This is a genomic window from Rhodoferax sp., assembly GCF_012927445.1.
GTDB lineage: Bacteria > Pseudomonadota > Gammaproteobacteria > Burkholderiales > Burkholderiaceae_C > Rhodoferax.
The window spans coordinates 240,756-257,702 of record NZ_JABBPD010000001.1 but is presented as its reverse complement, the minus strand read 5'-3'; the positions used below and the strand labels follow the sequence as shown (position 1 = coordinate 257,702).

Sequence of the window (16,947 nt, the reverse complement as noted above, 5' to 3'; positions counted from 1 at the left end):
TTCGTTCAGCCGCGCGACGCCATCAACAGCACCACCAGCGCGCCGCCGCCGCCATCCGCGGGTTTGGCCTGCACAAAGGCCAGCACCTCCTGTTTTTGCACCAGCCAGCTATGGACCCGGCTTTTCAGCACCGGCGCTTTGCCCGGTGAGCCCAGCCCTTTGCCGTGCACCACGCGCACACAGCGAATGCCATGTTTGTGCGCTTCGCGGATGAAAAAGCTAAGCTGCTCGCGGGCCTCGTCCCGGCGCAGGCCATGCAGGTCGAGCTGGCGCTGGATCGACCAGTCCCCGCGGCGCAGCTTGCGGGTGACATCGGGCCCGATGCCGGGGCGGCGAAAACTCAACAGATCGTCCACATCCAGCAGGGTGCCAACATCAAATTCGTCGCTGATCGCCTCAATCAGCACCGCTTTCTCATCCTGTTCGTATTGCATCGGGCGCGGCGCAGGGGGCTCTTTTTTTAATAGCACGCGGCGCTTGTCTGGCAAGGGCTTGACCACGCCAGCGGCCTGAATGAATAGATTTTTTTCACTGACGGCCTGAAGCCGGGCACGGGCCAACTCGGCCGCCAGCGCCGCCTGGTGCTGCGCTTGGGCTTCAATTTCGCGCTTGACCAGTTTCAGATCGGCCAAGCTCTTGACCGTTACCGGCTTGTTGCTCATAGAAAACCTCGTTCCGCCATGGAGAGGGCTTCGCCGGGCGCCACGATCACATGGTCCAGCACCCGCACATCAATCAGCGCCAGTGTCGTTTTCAGGGTCTGCGTCAGCACCTCGTCGGCCCGCGAGGGTTGCACCGTACCGCTCGGGTGGTTATGCGCCAGCACCACGGCCGCCGCCTGGTGGTGCAGGGCGCGCAGCACCACTTCGCGCGGGTAAACGCTGGTTTGGGTCAATGTTCCCCGAAAAAGTTCTTCCATCGCCAGCAGCCGGTTTTGCACGTCGAGGAACAGCACGGCAAACACTTCATGCGGTTTGGCCGCCAGGTGCAGCTGCAGGTAATGTTTGACGGCATCCGGCGTGGCAAACACGGTGCGCTCCTTGAGCTGCTGCGCCAGCGCCCGGCGCGACAACTCCAGCACCGCCACGATCTCGGCCCGTTTGGCTGGCCCCAGCCCTTTGATGCGCTTGAGGTCGTCAGAGGTGGCATGCAGCAGGCCGGCGATGCCGTCAAACCCGTCATGCTCGTTGCTGCTGGTCTTGAGTTGCAGCAGTTCTTGCGCCATTTGCAGCACGCCCTTGCCCTGGATGCCGGTGCGCAGCAGGATCGCCAGCAGCTCGACGTCGCTCAGGGCACCGGGGCCGCGCGCCAGCAGCTTTTCGCGCGGACGCGCATCAGGGGGAAGGTCTTTGAGGGGCATGAGCAGGGCTTTTAGAATGGAGATCAGTTTATTCGCCAAAATGTCTGTCAGACTTTTATCCAGGACTTTTATGACCGCCACGCTTGCCACTGTTCAACCCGGTTCTTTTCTCACGCTGCATTACCGCATGGCCGGTCCGGCGGGGGATGTGATCAACACCTTTGAGGGCAAACCCGCCACGCTCACCTTGGGCAATGGCGAGTTGGCGCCCGCCGTCGAGGCTCATTTGCTGGGCCTGGCGGAGGGCAGTCGCGCCACCTTTGAACTGGCATCCGGCGCGGCCTTTGGCGAGCGCAACCCCGACATGCTGCAGTGGCTGGACCGCAAAGTGCTCACGGACATGGGCGATGCCGATGCGCAGTACGACGTGGGCGATGTGGTGCAGTTCCCCACGCCGGACGGCAAGGGTCAGTTTGCCGGCTCGGTGCAGCAACTCCGAAGCGACGAAAAAGGTGACGCCGTGCTGTTTGATTTCAACCATCCGCTGGCCGGCCAGCCGGTGACGTTTGAAGTGCAAGTGATTGGTATTCTGTGAACGCAGCCGCCATCACTTCGGCCCCCCAGGAAATCCTGCTGGCGGAGCCGCGCGGCTTTTGCGCCGGGGTGGACCGGGCCATCGAGATCGTCGAGCGGGCCTTGCAAAAGTTTGGCGCGCCGATTTATGTGCGGCATGAAATCGTGCACAACACCTATGTGGTGAATGACCTGAAGGCCAAAGGTGCTATCTTTATTGAAGCGCTGGATGACGTACCGGCAGGGGCTACGCTCATTTTCTCGGCTCATGGCGTGAGCCGGGCGGTGCAGGAAGAAGCGGCCGCCCGCGGCTTCCAGATTTTTGATGCCACCTGCCCGCTGGTGACCAAAGTGCATGTGGAGGTCGCCAAGCTGCACAAGGAAGGCTACGAGTTCATCATGATCGGCCACAAAGGGCACCCCGAAGTCGAAGGCACCATGGGTCAGCTGGAGAGCGGCATTCATCTGGTGGAAGACGTCGCCGATGTGGCGCGCGTGCAGCCGGCCCAGACCGAACTGTTGGCGGTGGTGACGCAAACCACCCTCAGCGTGGACGACGCGGCCGAGATTGCGGCGGCCATCAAGTTGCGTTTCCCCAATGCACGCCAACCCAAACAGCAGGATATTTGCTACGCCACGCAAAACCGGCAGGATGCCGTGAAAGTCATGAGCCCGCAGGTGGATGTGCTGATCGTGGTGGGCAGTCCGACCAGTTCCAACAGCAACCGCCTGGCCGAGTTGGCGCGCAAGTTGGGCACCGAGAGTTACATGGTGGACAGCGCGGACGAGTTGCAGGCGCTGTGGTTTGAGGGCCGCCAGCGGGTCGGTTTGACCGCCGGAGCTTCGGCCCCCGAGATTTTGGTGCAGCAGGTGATTGACCGCATCAAGGCGCTGGGCGCGGTGTCGGTGCGCAAGATGGCGGGCATCGAGGAAACGGTGAAGTTCCCGTTGCCCAAGGGCTTGAAGCTGATCGACTAATTGCTATTGAATAAATAGCTGCTTACGCAATAAACTAGGGCGCTACAGCCTTATTTCTTATATAAAACTGCACCATGCTTGACATTACTCTGCTCCGCAAAGACCTTGATTCCGCCATTGCGCGCCTTGAAACGCGTAAAAAGCCGCAAGCCTTCCTGAATGTGGACACCTTCCGAACGCTGGAGACCGAGCGCAAGACGATCCAGATGCGGACTGAAGAGTTGCAGAGCAAGCGCAATGGCCTGAGTAAAAGAATTGGAATGCTCAAAGTTCAATTGCCATTCGCGAAAATCGGAAAAGTCATTGTTCAGGTTAATGATTTATTGAAGGGAACGACTGACACCTTAAATGTGGATGCTGAGCTTGTGAATGCTCAGATGGAGTTGAACGCGGCAATGGCCGAGGTAGCAGGTCTCAAGTCCGAACTTGAAGCCTCAGCCACCCGTCTCGATCAGATCCAGGCAGAGCTGCAAGTCCTGCTGCTGGCGGTGCCGAATCTGCCGCACGAGAGCGTGCCGGTAGGCGCGGATGAGCATGGCAATGTGGTGGTGCGCACTTGGGGAACACCGAAGGAATTTGATTTTGAGGTGAAAGACCATGTCGACCTGGGCACGCCGCTGGGGCTGGATTTCGAGATGGGCGTCAAGCTGACCGGCGCTCGCTTCACGGTGATGAAGGGGCCGATTGCCCGCTTGCACCGCGCCTTGTCGCAGTTCATGCTGGATGTGCAAACCGAGGAGCACGGCTACACCGAGTGCTATACGCCCTACATCGTGAATGGCGAGAGCCTGCGCGGTACCGGCCAGTTGCCCAAGTTTGAGGGCGATCTGTTTGCCGCCAAAAAGGGCGGGCAAGAAGGCGAAGCGGCGCCGGACAACGCGGCGCTGTACCTGATCCCCACCAGTGAAGTCCCGCTGACCAACTTTGTGCGCGATGAAGTCGTGGCCGAGGCTGACTTGCCCATCAAGCTGACGGCGCACACCCCGTGTTTTCGCTCCGAGGCGGGCAGTGCCGGGCGCGACACGCGCGGCCTGATTCGCCAGCACCAATTTGACAAGGTTGAGATGGTGCAAATCGTGCATCCTGAAAAAAGTTACGAAGTGCTGGAAGAGATGGTCGGCCACGCCGAAGCCATCCTGCAAAAACTGGGCTTGCCTTACCGGGTGATGTCGCTGTGCACCGGCGACATGGGCTTTGGGGCCAGCAAAACCTATGACCTGGAAGTCTGGTTGCCGGCGCAAAACACCTTCCGCGAAATCAGCTCGATTTCGAATTGCGAGGCATTCCAGGCGCGCCGCCTGCAAGCCCGCTACAAGAATGCGCAGGGCAAGAACGAGTTGGTGCACACCCTCAATGGCTCCGGCCTCGCCGTCGGACGCACGCTGGTGGCTGTGCTGGAAAATTATCAGAATGCCGATGGCTCGGTCACCGTGCCGCAGGCCTTGCGTTCCTATGTCGGCGGCCAAAAAGTCCTGGGCGCTACCACCATGAATGACATGACTTCGTAGCCTGCCATGATCCTCCGCCTTTTGACATGCCTCATCGTCAGTCTGACCTTGAGTTTGCCAAGCCAGGCGGTGGAAACTTTGCGCGTGCTGACATGGCCCGGCTACGCCGATAGCGATCTGGTCAAGGCGTTTGAGAAAAAATACGACGTGCGCGTCGAAGTCAGCTACATCAGTTCGGATGAGGTCTTGCGGCAAAAAATCAGCGCCAACCACGGTGATGATTTTGATGTGTTTGCCGCCAACACCGCCGAGTTGCAGCATTACCTGGACGAGAAGCTCATCGTGCCGCTGCGACTCGCCAATATTCCCAATACGGCGAACCAGTTACCCCGCTTTCGCAATGCCAAGAACATTCCTGGGATCACGCAGTTGGGTGAGGTGTATGCCGTTCCCTATACGTATTCGGAGATGGGGCTGATATTTGACCGCAAGCAGTTCAAGGAAGCGCCGACGTCGATCGCGGTGATGTGGGATCCCAGGTACCAGGGGCGGGTACTCGCCTTCAATGACAGCAGTCACAACTTTTCGATTGCCTCGCTGGCGCTGGGCGGCAAGCCGTTCCGGATTGAAGATAAAAATGTCAAATCCGTGGTCGATCACCTTATTGCCTTACGCCGTAATGTGCTGACTTTCTACACCTTGCCAGAAGAATCGGTTGAATTGTTTCGCACTCAAACCGCGGCACTGTTGTTTGCCAATTACGGACGGCAACAACTCAAGCTCTTGCAGGACGCGGGCGCGGATGTCGGTTATGTCATTCCCCAAGAGGGCGCGCTGGCCTGGCTGGACTGCTGGGCGATTACGCGCGGGGTCAAAAACAAAAACCTGGCGGAGCGCTGGATTAACTACATGCTGGACATCACGGTGAGTCGAGAATTGACCCGTCGGCAGGGCCTCTCGAACACGATTGAGGCGGACACCGCCACCCGGGAAACGGACAAAATCATCTGGCTCGAACCGGTGGAAGATGACAAGCGCCGGGCCGCCCTGTGGGCGCGCATTATTTCTGGCGATTTACCGGGACGGTTTTAGCCTATGCGATACGGCATTGGTTTCAAGTTGGGGCTTTTGCTCGCCACTTTCGGCATCGTGGCGATGAGCATCGTGGGCTACTATTCTTACGCCAGCAGCCGGGCCATGCTGTTGAGTGCGGCGCAACGTGATTTACTCACGGCGACCCAGGTGCTGGGCCGGAATTTTCAGTCCAGCATCGATGAAATATCGGGTGACACCTTGCTCTTGGCCAAGCTCTCGACGACCTCTGCCGTTGCCAGTTTTCCGATGGGTGTGACGGCTGACCGTGACAAAGAACTGCTGGCCGATACCTTTGCTGCGATGTTGGCGGTCAATCCCCAGTACTTCCAGATTCGTTTGATTGGCGCCGGTGCGCACGGTCTGGAGCTGGTTCGCGTTGATCGGGACGGCGACCGATTGGTGCGCGTGCAGGCGGCCGATTTGCAAGAAAAAGCACATTACCCCTATGTGTTCAGCACCTTGCAACTGGGTCGGGGACAGGTTTATTTGTCCGACATCACCATTAACCACGAAGAGGGGGCTCATTCCGGCTTGCACAAACCGACCGTGCGCGTTGCCACGCCCGTCGTTGCCCAAGACGGCAAAGTGCTGGGGCTGATCGTGATCAACCTTGATCTGAACGGCCTGTTTGATCGCCTGAAATCTGACCTGCCGAATGCCTACCAGCTGTATTTGAGCAACCATTGGGGGGATTATTTGATCCATCCCAATCCTGCGCAGGCCTTTGGTTTTGAGCAGGGTCGCAGAGTCTTCATTCAGGAGTTTTTTGAACCGGTGACGGCCTTGATCACCGGCAAGAGTGGCAGTGTGGTGACCAATGTCGAAGTTGAGCAGCAAGCCAACCATGGCCTCGTGGCTGCGTTTGTTCGCCTGCCTTTTGCTGGATCAATCGATCAACGTTTTGTGATTCTGGGCCTGTCGCAGCCCCTGGAAAATGTGGTTCGGGAAGCCAAAAAACTGGGTTGGACCACGATTCAAATGATTGTGGTGCTCGGCGTGCTGGCCGTGCTGCTGGCTGCGCTGGTTTCGCGGGTCGTGACCGGCTCCTTGCGCAGCATGGTGCATGCGGTTGGACTATTTTCAAAAGAACAGGTGGTCAGTGAACTGTCCTCTGCCCGCAAGGATGAAATCGGGCTGCTTGCGCGCAGTCTGAACGACATGCAAGTCACCATTGTTGCGAACTTGCGTGAGTTAAATGAGAGTCGACAAGCCCTCAAGCATCTGGCACAGCATGATTCGCTGACCGGTCTGCCTAATCGCGCCCTGTTTGACGACCGGCTGCAGCAGGCTGTCTCGCAGGCCCGGCGCGATCAGACGCGCATGGCCTTGTTGTTTGTCGATCTGGACGAGTTCAAGGCCATCAACGATACCTACGGTCATCACGTTGGCGATTTGCTGCTGATGGCTGCCGCACAACGAATGGAAGACTGTGTGCGTAACGTTGATACGGTGGGCCGCTTGGGAGGCGATGAGTTTGTCGTGTTGCTGACCCATGTCGAGGAAGAACAGGATGCGCTGGTGGTTGCGGAAAAAATCTGCAAGACCCTGAACCAGCCTTTTGAACTCGACGGCCGGCATATCCATATTTCAGCCAGTATCGGGGCAGCGATTTATCCGGAGCATGGCAGCGACGAGTTGACGCTCGCGCGGAGTGCTGATACCGCCATGTATCTTTCCAAGGAAGAAGGGGGCAACCGGGTCCGGCTTTTCGAGGGTAAAAAATAAGCGGCTTCCGAAAATAATTCCTGCAGCGGGTCTGATTGGCAAGCCTTATGGGGTACTTAGATCGTCAATTTTCTCTTTCGAAAAATTGAAAAATATTACCTGCTTCTTGCGAAATCTCAATAACCTGAATTGAGTTGCTGAATCAAATGCTATTTTTCATAAATCGAAGTTGACGGACCCAATCAAGAGGTTCGACTGAGTTGTTGGAATTGACTTGTGACAGGAAATTAAAATGACTGACATCTTTGAACGACTCATGGCCGCTAACAAAGCTGATGCGCGAGAGTTGGAGGGATGGGCGACCCGCGCGACTGCCAAATTTGAAAAGTTAATTCATTTGAATATGGCTGCTTGCAAAACCGTATTGGGGGAGTCCTTTGGTCGCAGTCAAGCGTTTTTGGCCGCCAAAGACGCCAACGAACTGATGGCCTTGCAAGCGGGCATGTTTCAGGCGTTGACTGTGAATTCGATTGACTATTTCAATCGGCTGTTTTCTATCGAGAAGCGAACGGTTGCCGACTTGGCCAAAGACTTCAAAGTTGAGTTGGCTGAAGCGCAAACGGTTTTTTCAGATGTTGTGGAAAACGTTATTCAAAGCGCCCCTGCTGGAACCGAGGGCACTTTTGCAGATTTCAAAAATGATGCCAAGGCCCTGCGGAACTTGATCGAATAAGCCAAAATCTGGAATGCTTGGCCTATCTCTCCGGCCGGAACTTTAGGCGCTGTAGCGCGTTACCGCTAACACCAAGCAGCCTACCGCGGTGATTGCCGTCACCACCGTGATGGCAGCCAGCCAGAGCATGCGCACTCGATTGGTTTCCACGCGATTGATGAGTTGAGCGTTTTGTTCAGCGAGCGCCTTGATGAGTTCTGAAGAGGCGACCATTTGAGCGTGCAAGTCCGACACGGCCACCTCCATTTTGACGATGCGCTCTGCGATAGCGGCGATAGCCAACCCCTCCGACGACAAGACTGCTTGAGACCCCGCCGCTTCAAGCGCTGAGGGAGCTGGTTTTTTGGCGACAGCCTTCCACAGCTTCTTCGCCCCATCCGCGACTAGCGGCGCGTTGCTGATGACGTCGGACCACGGAATAATTTTCAGGGCCGCAAGCCAGCCAATTGCCATAAGTGAATCTTTCAAAATTTTGATCGTTGCGGAAGGACTCGCCTCCGAAAATGCTGCGGTACAGCATTGCCGATGGCGTGAATGGGGCAACAGCAGAAAAATAACCACTGACTTGCTCCGCGGTGAATTTTCTGGATTTGAGCGGCACTCGTCCCAATGGATGAACCTCCAGACACATGGATTAGTGTACGGGCGGTAGGGATGTAACCCGATAATGACCGTACCCTGTATCCATACAGGTTCTGAGATTTGTCTGGCAAAGAGGATGTGTCGGCACCGCTGGTTAAGTTTGCGACGGCGGCAACAGGTATCCTCAGACTCCTGATTCACTTTGAAGCTGCCTGTTGTGCAAGACACCGTTTACTTCTACGAACCGCGCAACGGCCACGGCCTGCCGCACGACCCGTTCAATGCCATCATTGGTCCACGTCCGATTGGCTGGATATCAACTCGCAGTGCCGCAGGTGCCCTCAATCTGGCGCCGTACAGCTTTTTCAATGCCTTCAACTACACGCCGCCCATCGTCGGCTTTGCCAGCATTGGCTACAAGGACTCGGTGCGCAATATCGAGGAGACGCGTGAGTTCACCTGGAACCTGGTCACCCGTCCGCTGGCCGAGGCCATGAACCAGACCTGTGCCGCCGTGCCGCCCGAAGTCAGTGAATTCGAGCTGGCGGGATTGACGCCAATCGATTCCCGCGTCATTGTGGTGCCTCGTGTGCGGGAGAGCCCGGTTTCTTTTGAATGTCGCTGCACGCAGATCGTGCAGCTCCAGGGCGTCAATGGTGACAAGGTGCCGACCTGGCTGGTGCTGGGCGAGGTGGTGGCCGTGCATATCGCCCAGACCTTGCTGAAAGAGGGTATTTACGACACGGCTGCGGCGGGACACATTTTGCGTGGCGGCGGCGCTGCCGATTACTTCTCCATCGGCCCGGAACAATTGTTCAAGATGCGTCGTCCCGCTTAACCCCGTGGTCCGGGCGGACGCATTGGGTGCCGCTAACGGCTGGTTAAAACAGCCCGGGTAAAATTTATACCCTTTGCGGGATTCTTTGCCTTTTCGTTTTCGCCCTAAATGGTGGGCGCTTACCTCACTGAGGCAAGCTGCACGACTCCCGTTTTTTCCATTGTCTATAAAGAATCAAACTCATGTCCCTCTCCAGCTCGACCCTTTCAGCCATTCAAAAAGTCGGCGCCGCAGCTTTTGCGGCAGATCTGAAACTAAAAAATGAAGTCACTCAGTATGCCGAACGTGTCAATGCCGCAATTGCGACCAACCCCTACAACTTGGGCAATGATGCGTTGTTTGCGAACTGGAAGACAGTGGCGCGCCTGTCGCAGGCCATGGTCGGGATCGAAGAAGAGATCAGAAAAGTGTTTCAAGTAGCCTCGGAACTCAGCGCGGATAACCAAACCACCGTGGGGCAAACCCTTGCGATTGCAGCGCCATCACGTGCAGTCAAAAAACCGGCGGTCAGTCAAAAGGATGTGACGCCAACCGCGACACGTGCCAAAACCAAGAAACCAAAGCAAAAATCCAAGACGGTGTCCCGTGCTGCGGCCGTAACGACAAGTGCCGACGCGCAACCTGTTGCAGCAAAAAATGATTTGGCGCCTGGCGCGGTGGCGGTCAAGTCAAAGAAAAAATCAGCGGCACCCAAAGTCAAGACCTCGCCATCCAAGCGCGCTGCTGTTTCAGAAAAAACGCTGGCGCTCAGTGGTAACCCCGCCAAGCTGCTACAGCATTTTGAGCGTGTATTGAATGCCAATGAATTCACGGAAATTAACCAAACGACTGCCGGACAGGAGACGGGCATCCCCCTGGGTTCCATGACGGCGGCCATCAAGAAATTAGTAGCGATGGATCGAATTGTTGCGGGACCGAATGGCAGCTTAAAGCTGGTGAATTCTCCGCTGCCGCTGGACGCGTAACAAGGTGCAGACCCGAACTGTTACGCAGTTAGGGTCTGCACTACTGGTTCAGTGAATGGGTAAGAAATTTTTTGTATCCGTCATTTGGCAGGAAGCTGCCGTCATTGCCTGAAGCAATGATGAACGTAGAAAACCCTTTGGCTGCGCGAGTTCCTGTCTGGATTCATGCCAGCGCCTTGCGTAGTTCAGTTTCCACCGCCTGGTGGTTTTGCAACATGCTGACGGACGGCTGGCTGAAGCGGCTCACGATGACCGTGGCGAGCCAGCCGAAGATGAACCCGGGAATGATCTCGTACAGACCCAGCCAGTTGTTCTGTTTCCAGATCACTACCGTCACAGCACCCACGAGGATGCCCGCCAGCGCACCGTTGCGGGTCATGCGGGACCAGAATAACGACAGGATGATAACGGGACCGAACGCGGCGCCGAAGCCGGCCCAGGCGTAGCTGACCATGCCGAGCACCTTGGCTTCGGGGTTGCCGGCGATGCCAATCGCGACCAGTGCAATGGCCATCACCATGGCCCGGCCAACCCACACCAGTTCGGTCTGGCCGGCGTTCTTGCGCAGGAAGGTGCGGTAGATATCCTCAGTCAGTGCGCTGGAGCAGACGAGTAATTGGCAAGACAGTGTGCTCATGACAGCGGCCAGAATGGCAGCGAGCAGCAGGCCGGCGACCCAGGGGTTGAACAGTTGTTTGGCCATTTCGATGAACACGGTTTCGGAGTTGGCATTCACGGCCAAGGCACCGCCCGGGTGTGCCAGAAAATACGGAATGCCGACAAACCCGACCGCGACCGCACCGGCCAGGCACAAGATCATCCAGGTCATGCTGATGCGGCGTGCAGCCGGAATGGTCGTGACCGATTCAGCGGCCATGAAGCGCACCAGGATGTGCGGCTGGCCGAAATAGCCCAGCCCCCAGGCCATCAGAGAGACGACACTGACGAAGGAGGCACCCTTCATCATGTCCAGCTTGGCCGGCTCCATCAGATCCGTGATGGACTGCGCAGGCTGCAGGCCATCGGTGACTGCGAAATAGCCCACCACTGGCGCCACGATTAACGCCGTGATCATCAACGACGCCTGTATGGTGTCGGTCCAGCTCACGGCCAGGAAGCCGCCGATGAACACGTAGGCGATGGTGCAGGCGGCGCCCACCCACAAAGCGGTCTGGTAGGGCAGTCCGAACATGTTTTCGAACAGCCGCGCCCCAGCCACCACGCCAGAGGCACAGTAGATGGTGAAGAACACCAGGATCACCACGGTGGTGAGGATGCGCAGCAGGTTCTGAGTGTCTTCAAAGCGGTTGGCGAAGTAGTCGGGCAAGGTCAACGCGTTGCCCGCCCGCTCGGTGTACAAGCGCAGCCTCGCGGCGACAAAACGCCAGTTGAGATAGGCGCCGATGACAAGGCCGACGCCGATCCAGGCTTCGCTCAGACCCGAAAGATAGATGGCTCCCGGCAGGCCCATGAGCAGCCAGCCGCTCATGTCAGAAGCGCCAGCCGACAGCGCGGTGACAAAGCTGCCCAGACTGCGCCCGCCCAGGATGTAGTCGTCCAGATTGTCGGTGCCGCGGTAGCCCAGGAAACCGATGAATAACATGGCAAACAGGTAAATGCCAAACATGATCACGGTGGGATCGGTAAAGTTCATGAAAGTCTCCTCGATGTGGGACGGGGTGGTTCAAAAATTGGCGCAGGCCATGACGGTAAGTCGGGTGCGCCAGACCGCCCTGGGGTATCAGGGCGGCCGCCGTGGGTAAAAGGGTGGCTGGACAGGTTCGCGGTTGGCCGCGTGCATCAGCCCATGGTCATGAGCTGCGCATTGCCGCCTGCGGCGGCCGTGTTGGTGCTGATGCTCTGCTCATGCATTAGCGCGCTCAGGTCGTAAAGGACGCCGCCGGCCAATTGCGCCGGGGTCAGGTTCTCGATGCGCACGATGGCGCCCGGCCGTTGTGCCATGCGCGGCAGTAAGGCCTGTAATGCATCGCTATCACCCTCATACAGCATGACGCTCAGTTGCTGCTCACTGTGCAGTTGCTCGGCGCTGCGTTGCTGGACGAAGCTCTGCACCTCGGGCGGCAGGGCCGCCAGTACACGCGCCACGGCGCTGTCGGCCGCGGGCATTTCCAGCCAGCACGGGTTGCCGCTGGCCAGGGCTGCCGCCAGATGGTGCACCAAGCCGAGCGCGGTGTGTGCTGCAGACCAGACGGCGCCGCGCGGCAGCAGCTGGTAACGGTTCGATTCGCCAGTGGGGCTGGGCAGGGTAAAGAGTTGGCCGAATACACTGTAGGTACGGTAGGCTTCGCACGCCACCACGGCACGGTCGGCGTCGCGGCCTTGCCAGCCGTCGAGCTTGGAAAACTCTGGACCTTGCAAAGCCGTGATCAGGCTTTGCAGCGCCCGCAAGGTGGGCAGGTCGGCCGGGTTGCATCCAGTCGTCAGCGGGGCGGTGCGGCTGACCGGCATAGCTGGCAGTGCGGCCAAGGCCAGGTTGCCCTGTGCCTGCCCCGCTTGCAGCAGGCGGTACAGGTAGAGCGGGCCGCCCGCCTTCGGGCCGGTGCCGGACAGGCCCATGCCGCCGAAGGGCTGTACGCCGACCACGGCGCCGATGACATTGCGGTTGACGTAGACATTGCCGGCCTGCACCTTTTGCGTGACCTGGGCGATGGTTTCGTCGATGCGGCTGTGCACGCCGAAGGTCAGGCCGTAGCCGGTGGCGTTGATCGCGTCCAGCACCTCGTCCAGCTGGTCGCGGCGGTAGCGCAGCACGTGCAGCACCGGGCCGAAAACTTCGCGCTGCAGGCGCTCGATGCGGTCGATCTCTATCAGTGCGGGCATCACGAAGTGGCCCTGGCCTGCGCTTTCGTCGCGTGCCATGCGGGTGACGGGCTGGCCCTCGGCTTGCAGGCGGGCAATGTGCTGCTCGATCTGGCTGCGCGCGTCCTCGTCAATCACGGGGCCCACATCGGTGTGCATACGGTCGGGGTTGCCCATGACCCATTCGCGCATGGCCTGCTTGATCATGTCCACCACGCGGTCGGCCCCATCCTCCTGGATGCACAACAAGCGTAGCGCCGAGCAGCGCTGGCCGGCCGAATCGAAGGCCGACGACAGTACATCGCCGACGAGCTGTTCGGCCAGTGCTGACGAGTCGGCCACCAGGGCGTTTTGCCCGCCGGTCTCAGCGATCAGCGGGATGCAGCGGCCTTGTGGGCTCAGGCGGCAGGCTAGCGTCTGTGCAATGAGGTGTGCCACTTCGGTCGAGCCGGTGAACATGACACCGGCCACCAGTGGGTGCGCCACCAATGCCGCGCCCACGGTGTCGCCGGTGCCGGGCAGCAGCTGCACGGCGTCCACCGGCACGCCGGCTTCGTGCAAAATTTTCACCATCACGTCGGCCACCAGCGGCGTCTGCTCGGCTGGTTTTGCCAGCGCACAGTTGCCGCTGGCCAGTGCCGCAGCCACCTGGCCGATGAAGATGGCAAGCGGAAAATTCCAGGGGCTGATGCACAGCACCACGCCAAGCGGACGGTGCGAGTCGTTGTCGAAGGTGGCCTGGACCTGCGCCGCGTAGTAGCGCAGGAAGTCCACGGCCTCGCGCACTTCGGCAATGGCGTTGGGCAGGGACTTGCCCGCCTCCCGAACGATCAGGCCCAGCAGGTTCTGGGTGCGTTGTTCCAGCAGGTCGGCGGCGCGTATGAGGCAGGCGGCACGCTCTTGCGGCGGCGTACCTTGCCAGATTTGTGCAGCGCAAGCGGCTCGACGAGCTGCCTGTTCGACTTCTTGCGATGTGGCGGGCCGCACCCAGCCCACCTGGTCACGCGTATCAGCCGGGTTCAATACCGGCTGCCAGCCGTCAACAGCCGCGCTGTCCGGGTTCACGAACGACATGCCCGCAGCGCTGGCTGCCGCTGCGTAAACGCCTTGCGTGCTGCGCAACAAGCCGGCCGCGAGCGACGCCAGCTGTTGTTCGTTGGCGAGGTTCAGTCCCGAAGAGTTCTGACGCGATTGCGCGCCCAGATCGACAAACATCTGGCGTGGCAACGGAATTTTTGGATGCGGGGCGCCCAGCTGGCCGCTCTCGGCTTTGATGTGCTGCGCCTCCATCACCGGATCCATGATCAGTTCGGCCACCGGCACGTTCGGATCGCCAATGCGGTTTACGAACGAGGTGTTGGCGCCGTTCTCAAGCAGGCGACGTACCAGGTAGGCCAGCAGCGTTTCGTGCATGCCCACCGGGGCGTAGATGCGGCAAGGTCGGTTCAACTTGCCGTCGGCCACGGTGCCGGTGATTTGCTCATACAGTGGCTCGCCCATGCCGTGCAGACACTGAAATTCGTATTGACCACTGTAGTAGTTGTTGCCGGCCATGTGGTAAATGCTTGATACGGTCTGTGCGTTGTGGGTGGCAAACTGCGGGTAGATCGCATCGGGTGCGGCCAGCAGTTTGCGTGCGCAGGCGAGGTAGGAGACGTCGGTGTGGACCTTGCGCGTGTAGACCGGGTAGCCATCAAGGCCGTCGACTTGGGCGCGCTTGATTTCGCTGTCCCAGTAAGCCCCCTTGACCAGCCGCAGCATCAGCCGGTGGCCGCTGCGCCGCGCCAGGTCGATCACATGGTCGATCACGTAAGGACAACGCTTTTGGTAGGCCTGGACGACAAAGCCGATACCGTTCCAGCCCCTGAGTGCCGGGTCGAAACACAGGCTTTCCAGCAGGTCAAGTGAGAGCTCCAGCCGGTCGGCTTCCTCGGCGTCGATATTGAGACCGATGTCGTACTGGCGCGCCAGGCGTGTGAGTTTCAAGAGCCGCGGCAGCAGCTCGCCCATCACGCGCTCGCGCTGGGCTCGGCTGTAGCGCGGGTGCAGCGCCGACAGCTTGACGGAAATGCCCGGCCCTTCGTGGATGCCGCGCCCGTGCGAAGCCTTGCCAATGGCGTGGATGGCTTGTTCGTAGGATGCCAGGTAGCGCTCGGCATCAAGCTCGGTCGCGGCGGCTTCGCCCAGCATGTCATAGGAATAGCGGAATCCCACCTTCTCCAGGGCACGGCTGTTGGCCAGTGCTTCGGAGATAGTTTGCCCGGTGACGAACTGCTCGCCCATGAGCTTCATGGTACGGTGCACGCCTTGTCGGATCAACGGTTCGCCGCCCTTGCCAATCAGGCGAGTGAGCGAGGAGGCCAGGCTTTTTTCGCTGTTGGTGCTGGTGAGTTTGCCGGTCAGCATCAGCCCCCAGACCGCCGCGTTAACAAACATGGATGGTGAATTCCCCAGATGCGAATGCCAGTCGCCACGGCTGATCTTGTCGCGAATGAGCGCGTCGCGCGTCGCGTTGTCGGGAATGCGCAAGAGCGCCTCGGCCAGACACATCAATGCCACGCCTTCCTGACTGGAAAGCGAAAACTCTTGTACCAACGCCTCTACGCCGCCAGCTACTTTCTTGCTTCGCAGTCCTTCCACGAGTCGGATGGCGACTTCTTCGATCGCAGCGCGCTGCGTCGAATCCGCCGTGTGCGCCAACTGCACCAGCATTGGCAGGCACTCTGTCTCTGGCCGGTGCCAGGCGGCGGTAATGGCGGCACGCAGATCGGTTTGCGGCAGCACGTTCTGCGCCCAGTCCAGGAACGGTTGTCCAGATGGCAGCGTCGTGATCGGTCGTGCTTGTTTGTCGGCTTCGTTCGCGTCACTCATGAAAGACAGGCGGGTTGTGCCTGAAGCTGTGCCTGGGGGGTGGCCTCGCTCGAAACTCTCAACATACTGCAAGACGGCTTGCTTGATCAGCCAGTGGGGGGTGCGACCCTGCTGAGCAGCGGTCTCCCTGATACGGCTTCGAAGGGCTTCATCTACCTTGATGCCGAGAGTGACTGTGGACATGGTTGCACCTTTTATCAAAGTAAGTGCAACTAATTTTATGCAAGGTGCAACCTTGAATATAAAAGGGTTAACCCTTATATATTCTTAGTTAAGGAGCCTTATGACGAGGATTGGAGTTTTGTATTCATGAGTCATCAGGGGGCGCGTAGATTCTTTGCCACCGGAGGCTGCTAATGTGGCGCAAATTACAATGCCAATGCGCTTCTTTGCAGGCGAGCAAGATCAGGAGAATCCGTGATGCGTCATCGTTTTTTAGCTTGGAGTTGGCTCTTGTTGTTGCCGCTGCTGCCGGCCTGCAGCAGCTACGCGCCGCCCGACGGACTGGTCGGCATGAGCCGCGATGAGTTGGTGGCGCGGATGGGGCCACCCCATATGGAGCGTCAGCTGGACGCAGGCAGTCGACTTGAATTCACGCGCGGGCCGTTTGGCAAACAGACTTGGTTTGTCTATTTCGATGCCGCTGGCCGAGCCATCCGCGCCGAGCAGGTTTTGACCGAACAGAACTTCAACCGTATTAACGTTGGCATGGCACAAGACGATGTGCTTAAGTTGCTGGGCCGGCCCAGTGAGGTACAGGTGCTCGGGCGTGCGCGTGGCGAGGTCTGGAGCTACCGCTACGACAACTTTTCTTGCAACTGGTTTCAAATTGAACTGTCGCAGCAACAGCGGGTGCGCTCGGCTGGCTATGGCGAACCACCCGAATGCGACAGGCGTGATAAAGGCGCAACTTGACGGCGGGGGTAATGAGCACCTAACCCGGAAATAAAAAAGACCGGAGCCTGCATTGCTGCGGGTTCCGGTCTGTTTCTGGAGGAGAAGGTGGGATTCGAACCCACGGTACCTTTCGGTACGCCTGATTTCGAGTCAGGTACATTCGGCCACTCTGCCACTTCTCC

At 58.9% G+C, this 16,947-nt stretch carries 14 protein-coding genes and 1 tRNA gene; 9 read left to right on the top strand and 6 right to left on the bottom strand.

All coding sequences use genetic code 11. The annotated features are described in order from the left end of the window. Window positions 1-5 precede the first annotated feature (5 nt). The gene (locus HHJ17_RS01140; RefSeq protein WP_296504731.1) at window positions 6-662 is read right to left on the bottom strand and encodes a Smr/MutS family protein; all 657 of its coding nucleotides are present in this window, start codon (window positions 660-662) and stop codon (window positions 6-8) included. Further along, the gene (gene radC, locus HHJ17_RS01135) at window positions 659-1,360 is read right to left on the bottom strand and encodes a DNA repair protein RadC (protein WP_296504729.1); all 702 of its coding nucleotides are present in this window, start codon (window positions 1,358-1,360) and stop codon (window positions 659-661) included. The genes HHJ17_RS01140 and radC overlap by 4 nt, the downstream gene beginning before the upstream one ends. A gap of 70 nt (window positions 1,361-1,430) precedes the next feature. On the opposite strand from radC, the gene HHJ17_RS01130 reads away from it, so the two are divergent. From HHJ17_RS01130 to phaP, 6 genes are all read left to right on the top strand, one after another. Next, window positions 1,431-1,895, top strand: coding sequence for an FKBP-type peptidyl-prolyl cis-trans isomerase (locus HHJ17_RS01130; RefSeq protein WP_296504728.1), 465 nt, complete (start codon window positions 1,431-1,433; stop codon window positions 1,893-1,895). Further along, a complete protein-coding gene (gene ispH, locus HHJ17_RS01125; RefSeq protein ID WP_296504726.1) occupies window positions 1,892-2,851 on the top strand; it encodes a 4-hydroxy-3-methylbut-2-enyl diphosphate reductase in 960 nt (319 codons plus the stop codon). Before HHJ17_RS01130 ends, ispH begins: the two co-directional genes overlap by 4 nt. 74 nt (window positions 2,852-2,925) lie before the next feature. Then, on the top strand, window positions 2,926-4,359 hold the full coding sequence (gene serS, locus HHJ17_RS01120; RefSeq protein ID WP_296500259.1) for a serine--tRNA ligase: 1,434 nt from the start codon (window positions 2,926-2,928) through the stop codon (window positions 4,357-4,359). A 6-nt stretch (window positions 4,360-4,365) separates the two neighbouring features. Beyond that, window positions 4,366-5,391, top strand: a complete 1,026-nt coding sequence (locus tag HHJ17_RS01115) for an extracellular solute-binding protein (RefSeq protein WP_296504725.1) — start codon at window positions 4,366-4,368, stop codon at window positions 5,389-5,391. Between the two features lie 3 nt (window positions 5,392-5,394). Beyond that, window positions 5,395-7,119: a sensor domain-containing diguanylate cyclase gene (locus HHJ17_RS01110; RefSeq protein WP_296504723.1), complete on the top strand. Its 1,725-nt coding sequence runs from the start codon at window positions 5,395-5,397 to the stop codon at window positions 7,117-7,119. 232 nt (window positions 7,120-7,351) lie between these two features. After that, window positions 7,352-7,792 (top strand): TIGR01841 family phasin, encoded by a 441-nt coding sequence (phaP, locus tag HHJ17_RS01105; RefSeq protein ID WP_296504720.1) that lies wholly within the window; start codon window positions 7,352-7,354, stop codon window positions 7,790-7,792. Window positions 7,793-7,834: 42 nt separating this feature from the next. Here phaP and HHJ17_RS01100 read toward each other — a convergent pair whose 3' ends face one another. Next, on the bottom strand, window positions 7,835-8,353 hold the full coding sequence (locus HHJ17_RS01100) for a hypothetical protein (protein WP_296500252.1): 519 nt from the start codon (window positions 8,351-8,353) through the stop codon (window positions 7,835-7,837). Between the two features lie 223 nt (window positions 8,354-8,576). On the opposite strand from HHJ17_RS01100, the gene HHJ17_RS01095 reads away from it, so the two are divergent. Next, the gene (locus tag HHJ17_RS01095; RefSeq protein WP_296504719.1) at window positions 8,577-9,212 is read left to right on the top strand and encodes a flavin reductase family protein; all 636 of its coding nucleotides are present in this window, start codon (window positions 8,577-8,579) and stop codon (window positions 9,210-9,212) included. A gap of 182 nt (window positions 9,213-9,394) precedes the next feature. Further along, window positions 9,395-10,177 (top strand): hypothetical protein, encoded by a 783-nt coding sequence (locus tag HHJ17_RS01090; RefSeq protein ID WP_296500249.1) that lies wholly within the window; start codon window positions 9,395-9,397, stop codon window positions 10,175-10,177. A gap of 163 nt (window positions 10,178-10,340) precedes the next feature. Here the strand turns inward: HHJ17_RS01090 and putP are convergent, their stop codons facing one another. Beyond that, window positions 10,341-11,831 carry a sodium/proline symporter PutP gene (gene putP / locus HHJ17_RS01085; RefSeq protein ID WP_296504717.1) on the bottom strand — a complete coding sequence of 497 codons (1,491 nt, stop codon included), beginning with the start codon at window positions 11,829-11,831 and terminating at the stop codon, window positions 10,341-10,343. Between the two features lie 146 nt (window positions 11,832-11,977). Continuing rightward, window positions 11,978-16,051, bottom strand: coding sequence for a trifunctional transcriptional regulator/proline dehydrogenase/L-glutamate gamma-semialdehyde dehydrogenase (gene putA / locus HHJ17_RS01080; protein ID WP_296504716.1), 4,074 nt, complete (start codon window positions 16,049-16,051; stop codon window positions 11,978-11,980). Window positions 16,052-16,288: 237 nt separating this feature from the next. On the opposite strand from putA, the gene bamE reads away from it, so the two are divergent. Further along, on the top strand, window positions 16,289-16,783 hold the full coding sequence (gene bamE, locus HHJ17_RS01075) for an outer membrane protein assembly factor BamE (RefSeq protein WP_296500245.1): 495 nt from the start codon (window positions 16,289-16,291) through the stop codon (window positions 16,781-16,783). A gap of 76 nt (window positions 16,784-16,859) precedes the next feature. Here the strand turns inward: bamE and HHJ17_RS01070 are convergent. Beyond that, a tRNA-Ser gene (locus HHJ17_RS01070) sits at window positions 16,860-16,947 on the bottom strand.

What these genes read in the sequence shown, in the direction of transcription:
- HHJ17_RS01140 (WP_296504731.1), bottom strand. Translation starts at nt 662, where the DNA reads ATGAGCAACAAGCCGGTAACGGTCAAGAGCTTGGCCGATCTGAAACTG.
- radC (WP_296504729.1), bottom strand. Translation starts at nt 1,360, where the DNA reads ATGCCCCTCAAAGACCTTCCCCCTGATGCGCGTCCGCGCGAAAAGCTG.
- HHJ17_RS01130 (WP_296504728.1), top strand. Translation starts at nt 1,431, where the DNA reads ATGACCGCCACGCTTGCCACTGTTCAACCCGGTTCTTTTCTCACGCTG.
- serS (WP_296500259.1), top strand. Translation starts at nt 2,926, where the DNA reads ATGCTTGACATTACTCTGCTCCGCAAAGACCTTGATTCCGCCATTGCG.
- HHJ17_RS01115 (WP_296504725.1), top strand. Translation starts at nt 4,366, where the DNA reads ATGATCCTCCGCCTTTTGACATGCCTCATCGTCAGTCTGACCTTGAGT.
- HHJ17_RS01110 (WP_296504723.1), top strand. Translation starts at nt 5,395, where the DNA reads ATGCGATACGGCATTGGTTTCAAGTTGGGGCTTTTGCTCGCCACTTTC.
- phaP (WP_296504720.1), top strand. Translation starts at nt 7,352, where the DNA reads ATGACTGACATCTTTGAACGACTCATGGCCGCTAACAAAGCTGATGCG.
- HHJ17_RS01090 (WP_296500249.1), top strand. Translation starts at nt 9,395, where the DNA reads ATGTCCCTCTCCAGCTCGACCCTTTCAGCCATTCAAAAAGTCGGCGCC.
- putP (WP_296504717.1), bottom strand. Translation starts at nt 11,831, where the DNA reads ATGAACTTTACCGATCCCACCGTGATCATGTTTGGCATTTACCTGTTT.
- putA (WP_296504716.1), bottom strand. Translation starts at nt 16,051, where the DNA reads ATGTCCACAGTCACTCTCGGCATCAAGGTAGATGAAGCCCTTCGAAGC.
- bamE (WP_296500245.1), top strand. Translation starts at nt 16,289, where the DNA reads ATGCGTCATCGTTTTTTAGCTTGGAGTTGGCTCTTGTTGTTGCCGCTG.